Annotated in this window: 11 protein-coding genes; 9 read left to right on the forward strand and 2 right to left on the reverse strand. The window is 35.6% G+C overall.

What is annotated here, in order from left to right; genetic code table 11:
- Window positions 1-15 precede the first annotated feature (15 nt).
- The 6 genes from ACQW5G_RS03800 to ACQW5G_RS03825 all read left to right on the forward strand — a co-directional run bounded on the left by ACQW5G_RS03800 (window position 16) and on the right by ACQW5G_RS03825 (window position 3,689).
- Window positions 16-279, forward strand: a complete 264-nt coding sequence (locus tag ACQW5G_RS03800; RefSeq protein WP_429971735.1) for a type II toxin-antitoxin system RelB/DinJ family antitoxin — start codon at window positions 16-18, stop codon at window positions 277-279.
- Window positions 276-557 carry a type II toxin-antitoxin system RelE/ParE family toxin gene (locus ACQW5G_RS03805; protein ID WP_429971736.1) on the forward strand — a complete coding sequence of 94 codons (282 nt, stop codon included), beginning with the start codon at window positions 276-278 and terminating at the stop codon, window positions 555-557. The genes ACQW5G_RS03800 and ACQW5G_RS03805 overlap by 4 nt, the downstream gene beginning before the upstream one ends.
- A 213-nt stretch (window positions 558-770) precedes the next feature.
- On the forward strand, window positions 771-1,511 hold the full coding sequence (locus ACQW5G_RS03810) for an amino acid ABC transporter ATP-binding protein (protein ID WP_429971737.1): 741 nt from the start codon (window positions 771-773) through the stop codon (window positions 1,509-1,511).
- A gap of 17 nt (window positions 1,512-1,528) precedes the next feature.
- Window positions 1,529-2,392, forward strand: coding sequence for a transporter substrate-binding domain-containing protein (locus tag ACQW5G_RS03815; protein ID WP_429971738.1), 864 nt, complete (start codon window positions 1,529-1,531; stop codon window positions 2,390-2,392).
- Window positions 2,389-3,024 (forward strand): amino acid ABC transporter permease, encoded by a 636-nt coding sequence (locus ACQW5G_RS03820; RefSeq protein WP_429971739.1) that lies wholly within the window; start codon window positions 2,389-2,391, stop codon window positions 3,022-3,024. The genes ACQW5G_RS03815 and ACQW5G_RS03820 overlap by 4 nt, the downstream gene beginning before the upstream one ends.
- Window positions 3,025-3,035: 11 nt before the next feature.
- Window positions 3,036-3,689, forward strand: coding sequence for an amino acid ABC transporter permease (locus ACQW5G_RS03825; RefSeq protein WP_429971740.1), 654 nt, complete (start codon window positions 3,036-3,038; stop codon window positions 3,687-3,689).
- Between the two features lie 607 nt (window positions 3,690-4,296).
- Here the strand turns inward: ACQW5G_RS03825 and ACQW5G_RS03830 are convergent.
- Together ACQW5G_RS03830 and ACQW5G_RS03835 are read right to left on the reverse strand one after the other, a co-directional pair.
- Window positions 4,297-5,037 (reverse strand): hypothetical protein, encoded by a 741-nt coding sequence (locus ACQW5G_RS03830; RefSeq protein ID WP_429971741.1) that lies wholly within the window; start codon window positions 5,035-5,037, stop codon window positions 4,297-4,299.
- A gap of 117 nt (window positions 5,038-5,154) precedes the next feature.
- Window positions 5,155-6,465 (reverse strand): NCS2 family permease, encoded by a 1,311-nt coding sequence (locus tag ACQW5G_RS03835; RefSeq protein WP_429971742.1) that lies wholly within the window; start codon window positions 6,463-6,465, stop codon window positions 5,155-5,157.
- 161 nt (window positions 6,466-6,626) lie between these two features.
- Here ACQW5G_RS03835 and ACQW5G_RS03840 point away from each other — a divergent pair, with 161 nt between their 5' ends.
- The 3 genes from ACQW5G_RS03840 to addA are packed head-to-tail and all read left to right on the forward strand — an operon-like array spanning window position 6,627 to window position 14,445.
- Entirely contained in the window at window positions 6,627-7,181 is a 555-nt protein-coding gene (locus ACQW5G_RS03840) for an NAD(P)H-binding protein (RefSeq protein WP_429971743.1), read from the forward strand.
- 9 nt (window positions 7,182-7,190) lie between these two features.
- The gene (locus tag ACQW5G_RS03845; protein WP_429971745.1) at window positions 7,191-10,736 is read left to right on the forward strand and encodes a PD-(D/E)XK nuclease family protein; all 3,546 of its coding nucleotides are present in this window, start codon (window positions 7,191-7,193) and stop codon (window positions 10,734-10,736) included.
- Window positions 10,726-14,445, forward strand: a complete 3,720-nt coding sequence (gene addA / locus ACQW5G_RS03850; protein WP_429971746.1) for a helicase-exonuclease AddAB subunit AddA — start codon at window positions 10,726-10,728, stop codon at window positions 14,443-14,445. The genes ACQW5G_RS03845 and addA overlap by 11 nt, the downstream gene beginning before the upstream one ends.
- The last annotated feature ends 20 nt before the right edge of the window (window positions 14,446-14,465 follow it).

Genomic DNA, 14,465 nt, shown 5'->3' on the forward strand with positions numbered 1-14,465 from the left:
TGGGAGATGATTTAAATGTCAGAAGAAAAAGCTAGAGTTAATGTTAGAGTAGATAAAGAAACTAAAGAAAAAGCGGCTAAAATATATAAAGATTTAGGTTTAGATATGAGTACAGCTGTAAATATGTTTTTAAAGGAAACAGTGCTTACTGATTCAGTTCCATTAAAATTAAATTTAAATTATGATGAAAATGAAGAAGCAAGAAACGATGTTAAAAATGGAAATACACGTAAGTTTAAAAATATAAATGAATTTAATGACTGGGTTGATAATATATGATGCAAATTGAAACGACACCTGGTTTTGATAGAGATTTAAAAAAATGTAAGAAAAAGCATTGGGATTTATCAAAGTTGAAAAGAGCAGTTAATGTTATTGCATCAAGAGATTTAAAGGGTTTGGAAAAACTAAAAAATCATAAATTAAAGGGTAATTGGAATGGATATGAAGAGTTACATATCGAGAAAGATTGGCTTTTGATATATCAAATAGATGATGAAAAGGTTATTTTAACCTTAACTAGAACTGGAAGGCATCAAAAATTGTTAGATAAATAAATACCATTACTCATATGTAGTGGTATTTTTATTTACAATAAAGTTTCACATGAAACATTTACTAATAAATTCCGAATAATATATCTATATAAAACAATTCGTTCGTCTTTCATGTCACAAAATGCGACAGGAAACCTATTTTTATTTTTAGTTATCCCTTAAAATGAGAACAACCTAGAAGCCCTTTCTAGAGAGAAAAGGAGGGACATTAATATGTCATCTATCATTCAATTTAAGGATGTACAAAAATATTATGGTGATTTCCACGCACTTCATGATATCAACTTAGACATCCAACCTGGCGAAACAGTCGTACTTATCGGCCCATCAGGTTCAGGAAAATCAACATTACTTCGAACAATCAATGGTTTAGAAACTATCCAAGAGGGAAGTTTAACTGTTGAAGGAAAAGATATGGGTAGCGATGCCACTAATCTTAATCAATTAAGAACTGACGTTGGAATGGTATTCCAACATTTCAATCTCTACAACAACAAAACTATTTTAGACAACATTATGTTAGCTCCTAAAATTGTTTTAAAACGTGGCGATGCTGAAAATCGTAAAATTGCAGATCAATTATTAGAACAAGTTGGATTAACCGATCAAGGTGCTAAATATCCAGCACAACTTTCTGGTGGGCAAAAACAACGAATCGCAATTGCTCGTTCCCTCGCAATGGATCCGCGGGTCTTACTTTTTGATGAACCAACTTCAGCGTTAGATCCTGAAATGGTTGGAAGTGTATTGAACGTTATGCGTGATATTGCGAATAATTCTGACATGACTAGTTTAGTTGTTACCCATGAAATGGATTTCGCTAAAGCAGTTGCTGACCGAGTTATTTTCATGGCAGACGGAAAAATTTTAGAAGATTCATCAACTGAAGAATTCTTCAAACAACCAAAAACTGAACGTGCTCGTCAATTCCTTTCACAAGTTGAACATCATTAAGAAACGAGGATAAACCTATGAGTAAATTAAAAACAAAGCGCATTGGTTTACTGGCAGCGATAATCTTAGTGGTCGTTCTAGTGGGTAGTTTAGTATTTGGCTGGACTTATCATGAACATCAAACTAAAACAAAGAATTCACTTGAAAACATTAAATCAGCTCATGTAATGCGTTGGGGTGTGAAGAGTGATACACGTTTATTCGGTTTGATTAGTCCCAAGACTGGTCAAAGTGAAGGTTTTGATGTCGACATGGCACGTGCTATCACTAAACAAATTGCGAAAGATCAAGGAACTAAGATTACACCTGAATTTACGCCAGTAACTACTAGTTCAAAAATTCAATTAATTAAAAATAACCAAGTTGATGCGGTGGCTGCCTCAATGACAATCACCCCAGAACGGGCAAAAATCGTGGATTTCTCAAACCCATATTTCCCAGCTGGACAATCAATTTTGGTGAAAAAAGATTCAGGGATTAAAAGTATTAAAGATTTAAATAATCCTAAATCTACCATTATAGGGGTTATGGGAACGACCGCTTTAGCAACAACGAAAAAGTTTGCACCCAAAGCTAAAATGATTGCTATGCCTGATAACTCTCAAGCATTTAGTGCCCTACAATCAGGCCAAGGTGATGCCATGACTACAGATAATGCTATCTTGTATGGTTTCTGTCAACAAAGTAAAGATGTTGCTGTAGTTGGGGGAACATTTACGAACCAACCTTACGGATTAGCAATGGATAAAGGCCAAACTGACCTTAAAAATGCGGTTGATAAGGCCCTTAAAGAAATCCGTGCTGATGGAACTTATGATCGTTTAATCAAAAAATGGTTCGGTAACATTCCTGGATTAGATTGGAAGGAGTTGACGAAATGATCAAAATTTTAACTGATAACTGGTCAACTATTGTCACTGGGTTTGAATATACAATCCTTTCATCAATCGTTGGTCTGTTAGGATCACTTATTTTAGGGACCGTTTTCGCTTTAATGGAAATGGCACCTAACAAGTTTTTACGGATTATCGGAAACGCCTTTGTGGAATTTTTCCGTAATATTCCTTTGCTTGTGATTACACTGTTCTTTTATGTAGTTGTTTCACATGCAATTAAAATTAACGGATTTTGGGCCGGAACAATTGCATTAATTCTGTACACTTCTTCATTCATCGCTGAATGTATTCGTGGGGGAGTTAATTCAGTTGATGATGGTCAAATGGAAGGTGCTCGTGCTAACGGATTGACTTACACGCAAGCCATGGTGCATGTTGTGCTTCCTCAAGGATTTAAATTAGCAATTCCATCATTGGGAAACCAATTCATTAACTTGGTAAAAAATTCATCAATTCTTTCATTTGTGGCGGGACTTGATTTGATGTACCAAGCAAATGTGATTTCTGGAGCAAATTTAGATCCATTTAACACTTACATTGTCATTGGAATTTTCTACTTGTTGTTAACTGGACCGCTTTCAGTTTACATGACACACTTAGAAAATAAATTAAGATAGGGGGTAGCGTCATGATTTATGCATCAGCTTTTAGTTCAGTAAACATGCACTATCTACTGGGTGGATTAGGAATTACAGTTGCTGTATCCTTAATCTCAATTATTATTAGTTTTATCGCCGGAACTGTCTTAGGAGTAGTTCTGTTTGAAGAAATTCCTTACTTTTCTCGTACGGTAAGATTTATTGTAAATACGATTCGTAACTTACCATTGCTACTATTAATCTTCTTTACTTACTTTGCGATGCCAAAGTTGGGAGTTGAATTAAATGCCTTTTCTGCGACCGTGGTTGCTATGTCAGTCTTTGAATCAACGATGGTTGCCCAAATCATTCGTGGAGGACTATTATCAGTCGGAGTTGGGCAAGCCGAAGGTGCATTATCAACTGGAATGACTAAATTTCAGACTTTGTGGTACATTTTATTACCTCAAGCGTTGAAAAATTCAATTCCACCATTGATTTCACAATTTATCTCATTAGTTAAGGATACTTCCCTAGCTACTGCAATCGTCTTAACTGAAATGATGTTCCGAAGCCAAGTAATTTATGGGCAAAACCCAAACTACATGATTCCAATGTTTGCGATTGTTACAGCATTGTACTTCATCGTAAATTACAGTTTGTCACTACTTTCAAAATGGTTTGAAAGGCGTTTGACTGCATAAAAATAAAGCTCTCTAATTTTAGAGGGCTTTTTGGTTGAAAAAAATTACCATTGTTATATTATGTAGTTGCAGGAATGAGTGCGAGTACATCTAGGTTCTGTTGATCCCTTGTAAAGTTGTGAATAACAGCCCGTGCCCAGGCCTGTTTTTTTGTGCCTAAAATTTGAGGTGACTATGATGAATTTAGTATCTAGTTATGAATTATTTTCCATCTTTCGTAAAACAAGTTATTTGATGCGACATGGCCTACGTGGCCGGTATAGCATGGTTGTTTTAGCAACCTTGATAGTGGTGTTAATTGTTATGACAGTCTGGTTTTGGGCTAATCATAGTGGGAACCGAAACGACAGAGAGATAGCTCGTAATGTTTCGAAATTTGGATCAATCTTAAAGCGAATTATGTATTTATTGAAATGAAAAAGAGCGCATTAGGCGTTCTTTATTTTTGCTTAATTTTCTATCCACGCTCTGTGTAAGTACCGTGGATAAGCCAACACATATAAAAAAGCCCAAACTATCGATAGTAGTTTGGGCTTTTGTGTACAGAATTGATGCACTCTCTAATATTTCACGTTTATTATAACACATCTAAATTAGATGATTGAAATTAGAGACCAATCTTGCTTGCAATTGAACTAAGAGTGTTTTGTATTTCTTGAAGTAAACCACCTTGTTGTTCAATTTGATTTTCAATACCGTCTAATTTATTTTCAACATCACTATCAGGGTTATTTTTAATGTTACTAATTTGGTTTTCTAATCCATTGATGGCACTATTATTAGATGCGTTATTTGAATCAATATCATTCTTGATATTGTTCAAAGTATTGTCTAATTCTTGCTTGTTGTGATCTTCTTGATAAGTTTTTTGGGCTGCCTTAACTTCAGCTAATTGAGTCTTCAATTGTTGATTTTGAGCAGTATCATTGGCCTGATTTGCTTTAGCTTGGTTATAGATTGAGCATGAAGTTAAACCTAAAACGATTAAAACAAAGACTAAAATACCAATCCAAATTTTCTTAGCAGTAGAAGTTCTTCTACGAGGAGCTTGCTGAGGCATATTGTTATTTTGATTATTAACGACTTGATTACCGTCTAAACGGTTAAAATCTTTAACATTAATTTTGAAAGTTTTATCGACTTTTTGATCACCAACTTGGCACCAAAGGGTAGCTGTATATGTACCACTTTGGTAAGGATTAACATTTGAAGTATCAACGAAAAATTGTGGTGTACTTCTTACATCTTGAATTGAAGGATTTAGTTCAGAAATGATGTTTTCATCATTTAATGGTTCGTTAATTTGATGGTTTACATATGAGAATTGAGTAATAATTTGATTATTCATAATAATTCCTTTCCTGACAATCATTAAATCTATACTATCATATTTTGTAAAATTTATAGTGTAATTAAAAAAATCCTAACTATCTTAGAAAATAGTTAGGATTTTAATTTATTCAAATTAGTCTTTTAAAATTAACAAGAAAATTACGAAGATAATTGCCAAAGCATACATCATCCAACCAACTTGTTTACCACGTTTAGCAGCAATCATAGTAAGTGGGTAGGCGATGAAACCTAAAGCAATACCGTCGGAAATGCTGTAAGTTAAAGGCATTCCAATCGCAATCAAGAATGCGGGAGCAGCAAGTTCAAACTTATCCCAGTTAACTTGTGACAATGACTTAGCCATCAATACCCCAACTACGATCAATGCAGGTGCAGTGATTTGTGAAGTGATAACGGCAAGCAATGGTGAGAAGAAAGTGGCAAGGATAAACATGATACCAGTAATAATAGCAGTAAATCCTGAACGACCACCAACTGCGATTCCGGCAGAAGATTCAACGTACACACCCATTGGAGAAGTACCTAGCAATGAACCAACTAACATAGTAGTTGAATCAGCAGCTAAGGCACGACCAGCACGAGGAAGTTTGTTGTCTTTCATGTAACCAGCTTGTTCTGCTAAACCGATTAGAGTACCAGCAGTATCGAAGAAAGTAACAAGTAAGAAAGTTAACACAACGACAAGAAGTTGAGGAGTGTTAATCTTATCAACGTTGTCTAGGGCAGCAAGAAAAGTAGTGTGAATACTGGGAATTCCAGCAACTACGTGAGTGGGAACGTGGATAATTCCAGTTAGCATCCCGATGATTGATGAAAGTACCATTCCGATAAAGATAGCACCTGGAACACGGGCACTCATCAAGACGAACACAATTACGATTCCAACGATAGTTAATAATGAAGTTGGGCTAGTTAATGATCCCATGCTAACCAAAGTACTCTTGTTAGCAACAACTAAACCACCGTTATTTAAACCGATGAAAGCGATGAATAAACCAATCCCACCAGCAATCGCAGCTTTTAAATCAGCAGGAATTGCATCAATAATTTTTTCTCTTAATTTTAATGCAGTTAAGATAACAAATAGGATGGAAGCAATAAATACACCACTCATCGCAGTTTGCCAAGGAACATGCATTCCGATACATACTGAGTATGCGAAGAAGGCATTGATTCCCAAACTAGCTGAGATAGCAAATGGGTAGTTAGCAATTACCCCCATCAAGATACAACCAAAGGCGGTTGCAAAGGCAGTTGCTGTGAAAACAGCACCTTTATCCATTCCAGCAGCACCAAGGACTTCAGGGTTAACAAATAAAATGTAAACCATTGAAATGAAGGTTGTGATTCCGGCTAGAGTTTCAGTTTTATAATTAGTCCCTAGTTCTTTAAACTTAAAAAATGACGCCACTTTATCGGCCATGAAATGTTCTCCTTATGATAAAAACGTTCGTTATTTTTCCTTTAGAAATACTCATCTATCATATAACATTCATTATAATTAATCAAATCACGAACATTAAACTGTGAATCAAGAGTTGTTAAATAAATGGTAAAATATAACTATTAATGAGGTGAACGACTATGAAATCAATACTTTTAATCGGAAACAATGCAGCAGAAAAATTAACCGCCCAACAGTTACAAAATAATTATAAGGTCACAGAGATAAGTTCTGGTGACTATACTAAGGAAGAAACTTATCAAAATTTGCCAAAAGATTTAACGATCATGGCGTCATTTGTGGGACCAATGGACGTTGATTTAGTAATGGAAGCTTTTTTTGATGCCGTTCGTCATCAACATATCAAACTCGAGAAAACCATTATGGTTTCAACCGCCGGAATTGATAATGAAGTGGATGGTGAGCTAGATTATCCAGGAGTAACGGATGTAACCGAATATCTTCGGGAACAACGCTATGCCATCAAAATTATTGATGAAGAAGAAATCCCCTATACGATTTTCCGGCCCGTTAACGTAATTAATAGTAAAGCAGGAACGCCTAAACTAATTAACGAAGGGGAAAAAGTTCCTGTGGGAAATGTTTCACATGAAACAATCGCAAAATTTGTTGTCGCCGCAATTACCGAAAATAAATTTAAAAACCAATCAATCGCATTAATTGAAACAAAGTAGGAGGTAGTAATGTCACTTCAATTCATTTTAGGAAAGGCTAGTGATGATCACTTTAGTAAAGTGGTTGACGATATTCGTAAAACTAGCGAAGATAAACAAACTAAAAATTTTTATATTGTCCCTAATAACGTTAAATTTGAATCCGAATTAAATACTTTAAAGAAACTCAATACTGAAAATGACGCGACTTATGCCCAAAATCAGGTCCAAGTGTTCTCGTTTTCCCGGTTGATTTGGTATTTCTTAAATGATGAAGCAGATTACCAACGTCCTCAGCTTTCACAAACTGCGATTAATATGATTATTTATCAAATTATCGAAGACCATGAGGAAGACTTAACCATCTATCGTGGAGAAGGAAAACAGGCTGGGTTTATTCAACAAATTGCTAATCAAATTTCTGAACTCCAACAAGGGAATATGAGTCCGGATGATTTAGATAAATTTGAAGGACTACAGGTTAATCCAGAATTGAAAAGTAAGCTTCACGATATCAGTTTGATTTATCGTGAATTTGTGATGCAAACGGATGGGAAATACGTTTATAATGCCGCTAATTTTGAATTACTTCTCAATTATTTAGCCAAATTACCGGATAGTGAAATTTCAGCGATGCATTTTTATTTCAGTAACTTTGAAAAATTTAGTGCACAACAATTGCAAGTTATTCAAATGTTAATTAGACGTTCCCATGTCGTGATGGATTTGAATTTGGATCGAAAATACGATCAAGAGGGACCAGATGAAAATAAGTTTTTCTACCAATCTGGAAAAATGTATCATTATCTTTATCAATACGCAAAACAGGTTGGTACTCAAATTTATACAGATCAAACTGCTGATAAACGTGCAATCAATCCGGGGCTAGCCGATATGGAAGACTATTGGATTGCTAGTAGTGAGGTCGGACATAAAATTCCCGATGCGATGGAAAATAATCCAGCCATTAAGGTCTTGCAAACTAATAGTGCCTACGAAGAACTTAGCCAAATTGCGATTAAGATTCGACAATTAGTTGCAACCGGTCAGTATCGTTACAATGATTTCTTAGTTGCTACCCGTAATTTGAGCCAATATGAAAATATTATTAATCCAATTTTTACGATGCAACAAATTCCGTATTTTACTGATATTCAAAAGCACATGGACAATCATCCTTTAGTGGAATTGATCGATGCGCTCTTTTCGATTTACCATCCTAACCGGCCTAATAATTACAGTTATGATGATGTGATGCGCCTTTTAAAAACGGAATTATTGCTTCCAAAGCAAAATGATAAGTATTTGAAGATTAATAAATATCGAGAAGATTTAGCTCTTTGTGAAAATTTAGTTTTAAAAAATGGTTATGCCGGATCTCGATGGACGCAAAAAGAAGATTGGATTGCGGTGCCCTTTATTAATGAAGAAGGGGTCGTGACAGAAAGAAACTCTGAAAATTCCGTCAAAATTAACGTTATTCGGCACTTTATTAAGGATATTTTGCCACCGTTTTATCGCAAGCTTAACAAAGCTAAAAATGGGCGCGAAGCAGCGTTAATTTTATATCATTTCTTAACCGAAAATGGAGTTGCTGATCAACTACAAGAATGGCAAACTCAAGCAACAGAAGCTGGGAACTTACAAGAAGCAGGACAAGCTGAACAAGTTTGGAATCAATTCTGTAGTATTTTAGATGATTATGTAACGGTTTTAGGTGACCATGAATTTGTAATGGATGATTTTCTGGAATTATTAAAGGCTGGGTTTGTGGGTGCTAGTTACTCTCAAATTCCTTCTACTCTGGATCAAGTTGCGATTACCGAAACTGGTCGGATTCAATTACCAGATAAGAAAATTACTTTTATTATGGGGGCGGATGATGTTAATATGCCCGCCAAAATTGAAAATAATAGTTTGTTAAACGATAGTGATCGTGACCAAATGAGTGAACATTTGGAAAGTGATCAGTACATGGTGGATACTAGTGATTTGCAAATGGTCAGCGAACCATACGAAGATTATCTCGTGTTTATGACGCCTACTGACCAACTTTATTTCTCATACAATTTAGGTGGTGGAGATAGCCTCCATGAAATTTCTCCGTATGTTGATCGCATCCAAAAACATTTCAATTTAAAAACGCAACAATTTAAATCACATCCAGAAGCTAATCGGAATGATATTAAACATTTCCTAGGGTCAGATCGAACAACCTTAAATTACCTAGTGCAAGCTTCACTAAATGGTAAAAAGGAACAGCAACCCTTGAGTCCAGCTTGGAAAACTGTGAAGCAACAATTGGAAAATAATCCAACGACGCAAATTCGTGATTTAACTAAAATTTTGCTGGGCAGTTTGAACTATAAAAATGAACCGGTTGATTTAACTCCGGAAATTGTGACCGATTTATATGGTAGTAACATTGTGACCTCGATTTCTAAACTGGAAGAATTTTATACTGATCCTTATGAATATTTCTTAAAATACGGTCTGCGGTTACGTGAACGAGATGAATTTGAAATTAGTCCAGCTAACACAGGTCAGTTTTATCATGAGGCTTTGGATAAACTAGTTAAGTTAGTACATCAAGATAAAGTTGATTTAGCTAATCTAGATTATCAACAAATTCATGAATTAGTCGATGAAGTGACCCACAAAATCATTGAAGATGACGTTAATTACCAATATGAAATTTTGAAGAGTTCCAAACGAATGGGATACATTACCCACCAATTAATTGCCACTGTTCAGCAAATGGCGAAAACTTTGCATGATCAATTTCAATGGTCCAACATGCGTCCAAAGAAAACAGAAATCTCATTTGGACCTGGAAAGACGTTTAAACCACTTCATTTTGCTTTGCCAAATAATAAACAAGTTAACGTTCAAGGTCGAATTGACCGTCTGGATGCGATGAACTACGAAGGTGTGGATTATTTAGGCGTGGTTGATTATAAATCGGGCGATAAAACGATTGATATGTCAGAAATTTATGATGGTACGGCTATGCAAATGATGACCTATATGGATGCCGTTTTGAAGAACATTGAGCTTTTATCGGATGCTGGAAATGCTAAGCTTGCCGGGGCTTTATACATGCATATTTTTGATCCGATTTTGCAACCTAAGGATGTCAAAAATTGGGAAGAAGTAGGGCAAATTGAAAATGCTTTATTAAAGAAACATAAGTACAACGGATTGTTAGTTAAAGATCCAGAGCTTTTAAAGAATGTGGCGCCCGATAATAAGGCGAGTGAAATTTATCCCTTTAAGTTCAAAAAAGATGGCGATTTAGCGAAAGGAAAAGGTACGATTAAGCGGACTGATTTAGACAACATGCTGTTGCATACCGAAAAATTAATTCAAGAAGCAGCTCAACGCATTTTCCAAGGTGACATTACGTTGGCTCCTGCAATGTATGATAATAGTTCATTGATTCAATATTCACCTTACAAGTCAGTGATGCAATTCGATCCAATGTTGAAAGAAAATAACTACCGTGAAATCGCTAAATTAAGCGACGAAGAAATCTTTGAACGGGTACGAAAGGAGATGGAAGATAATGGCAAATAATTGGACTGAGGGACAAGAACAAGCAATTTCTGGTAATTTCCCCGGGAATGCGTTAGTTTCAGCTTCCGCTGGGTCAGGTAAAACCAGTGTTTTGACGGAACGAGTAATGAACAAGATTAAAGGAGCGAACGGTCAACCTCCAATTAATGTTGATCAAATGTTAATCGTGACGTTTACTAATGCCGCAGCCAAAGAAATGCGAGATCGAATTGGTAAAAAACTGCGTGAAGCGGTTAATGATACTCAGAAAGATGAACAATCTCGTTATTATTTAACCCAATTGCGTAAGTTGAATTCGGCGCACATTGAAACCATGGATGCGTTTTGTCAGTGGTTGGTGAAGAAATATTACTACATCATTAATTTGGATCCTGACTTTCGGATTTTAACTGATATTAGTGAACGTGGAATCATTCGTGATCGAGTTTGGAATGATTTACGCGAAGAACTCTACGCTAACGATAAAGACGGGAGTTTTGCTAGATTAACGCGGAATTTTTCGAATGATCGAAGTGATGATGGGCTTACAGATGTCTTATTTCGCCTTTATGATTTTGCGAACGTTAACGAAAATCCCAGTGCATGGCTAGATAAGTTAGCTGATTTTTACCAAATTGATGGGAGTTTAACGAAGAGCAAATTGTACCAAAAATATTTGCTTCCTGATATCGAAAATAAACTTGATCAGATGATTAGTAGTTATCGGCAAATGATTGATAAAGCTGAAAAAACTGAGATTGTGAAATTAGCTGATTTCCTAATAGCAGAAATCACAAAGTTTGAAGATCTAAAAAAAGCAGCTACTGAACTTGATTGGGACGAATTACGAACGGTATTTACTAATTTTAAGTGGGGACGTTTTCCTAGTATTCCCAAGAAAACCGCTACTGAAGATCAACTAGCAGCTAAGGAACAAATTAAAGCTAGTCGGGACAGAACTAAGAAAACATATACAGAAAAATTAGTGCCAAAATATTTCTTTGCCAATGAAGCTGATAACCTCAATGCAATCGAAAATTCACAGAAAATAATCGAAAAATTAGTGGAAGTTGAATATCAATTTACGGATGCTTATCGGACAGCTAAAAAGCGGAAACACGCCTATGAATTTATTGATATTGAACATTTTGCGTTAGATATTTTGACTGGTGACAATGACGATAGTCGTAATTTGCGGCATCAATTTCAACAATATTTTGCTGAAATTATGGTCGATGAATACCAAGATAACAATCATTTACAAGATGCAATTTTAACCTCGATGAAGAATCCAGACCGTGAAAATATGTTTATGGTGGGAGATGTGAAACAATCGATTTATCGATTCCGTCTTGCTGATCCAAGCATGTTTATGGAGAAGTTTAATGACTATCCTGAGAGTGAAAATGACACACGCATTACGTTACCAGATAACTTCCGGTCGGTTAAAAACGTTGATGATTTTACTAACTTAATTTTTGAACAAATTATGAACGAAAATCTGGGTGAAATTGACTATACTGGTGATTCCCACCTTAAGTATGGAGCCACATATTATCCTGATGATTTAGATACAGAAACGGAAATTTTACTCTACGCAGATGATAACGAAACCGCGGATGATGATATTCCACAAACCAATGAACAACATCAGGTGGAAATGATTGCGGAAAAAATTAATGCAATGATTGCAAAACCATATAAGGTTTATGATAAAAATTCAGATGAACCACGGGATTTGGAATATGGTGATATTGCCATTTTAGCTTCTACTAAACGCAATAATTTTGATATTTCAACTATTTTTGCGGAACATCAAATTCCAGTTACCGTTGATGGATCGGAAAGTTATTTTAAAACGACTGAAGTGCAAATTATGATGTCGCTCTTACAAATTATTGATAATCCATACCAGGATATTCCTTTAGCAGCAGTCCTTCGTTCCCCAATTGTCCAAATGGATGAAAACCAAATGGCTTATCTTCGAATTAACAAGAAAACCGGGAATTATTTCCAATCAGTAATGGAATTCAAGAATAATTATGGTAGTAAAGAAACGACTGATTTCGGTGATGTTGTCAAAAGTAAAGTAGATGTCTTTTTAAACCAATTAACGGACTTTAAAAACTACGCGATTAAACATAGTTTAGCTGAATTAATTTGGTATATTTACGATCAAACTGGTTTCTTAGACTATGCTGGTGGAATGCCGGCTGGGAAGAAACGCCAAGCTAATTTGCATGCCTTATACCAACGAGCAGAAGAATATGAACGGAATGGGTTCAAGGGTCTTTTTGCGTTTGTTCAGTTCATTAAACGGCTCCAAAATCGGGATGATGATTTAGCAGAAGCTAGTGTAGAGACTGATTCGAATGCGGTTTCAGTTAAGACCATTCATGGGAGTAAAGGGCTAGAGTATCCTGTTGTGATTATGATGGATGCAACTCATGGTTTTAACCAAATGGATTTAAAAAATAGTTTTATTTTGGATGATAATCTGGGAGTTGGGATGCAATATTTTGATGCCAAACGTCATGAAAAAATTCCAACGTTACAATATCTGGCAATCAATAATTTAGCTAAGAATCGCATGTTAGCTGAAGAAATGCGGAAGTTATACGTGGCGTTGACCCGTGCGAAACAAAAGTTGATTATTACTGGAGTTGTGAAAAAAGATAAAAATAAGACTGCCAAAGATAAAACAACTGAAGATTGGAATAAGGCCATTCAAAGTCCAGACATGGTATTAAACGAATCGCTTCGAAGTGGTGCGACTAGCTTTATGGATTGGATTGGGACGGCTTTAGCTCGTCATCCCAAGTATGAAGATGGTGTTGATAATGTGCTTCCACAATTAAGCGGTGATCAAGCTGATTTCAAGATTGAGTTTGTAAACTTAAAAGGCTTACACGTAGAGTTACCTAAAGCAGCTGCGAAAGAAACCACGGAAAGTGTTGCTAATGGTCCTCTCGATGTTGATTACATTAAGAAAATCATGGGCTTTAAGTATGCTTATCCAGATGCAACAAAGACCACGGCATATCAATCTGTTTCTGAAATTAAGGGCCAATTTGATGATCCAGATATTATTCAATTAGGCAGTATTGCAGGGAAAAATGACGTTTTAAAAAATACACGGTATAACAATGCTAGTTTTGTGGAACCCAAATTTTTGCAAACAGCCCAAGCGCCTAATTCTCGTGAAATTGGGACAGCCACTCATTTGGTTTTCCAAAAATTAAACGTCTATGAACGAGTTGATTTTGATGCCGTAAATAGTTTAATTGCCCAACTGGTTAGCGATAAATTATTAACACAAGCAGTGGCAGATAAGATTGATCGCAATGCGATTGTAAACTTCTACCAAAGTGAACTAGGGCAACGAATTCTCCTTTACCCAGAAAACTTACATCGTGAAGTACCTTTTTCATTAATTATCAATGCTGGAGAAATTTTCTCAGAGTTCCAAAATGACCCTAATCAAAAAATTCTAGTCCATGGGATTATTGATGGTTATTTTGAAGACCCGGAACAAGGAACAACCATTTTTGATTACAAAACTAGTTTTGTAAATCCTAATAATCCAGAATCTGACATTAAAAAAATTCGTGAGGATTATAATGGGCAGGTTAATATTTATGCCAAAGCACTGGGAGATATTCTTGGTCAACCAGTTCAACACAAGTATTTATACTTATTATCAAATAGTGAATTTTTAGAAATTAAATAGTCGTAATCATGAAGGAGTAT

This window comes from Fructilactobacillus sp. Tb1 (assembly GCF_050500285.1).
In the GTDB taxonomy this organism is placed as follows: domain Bacteria; phylum Bacillota; class Bacilli; order Lactobacillales; family Lactobacillaceae; genus Fructilactobacillus.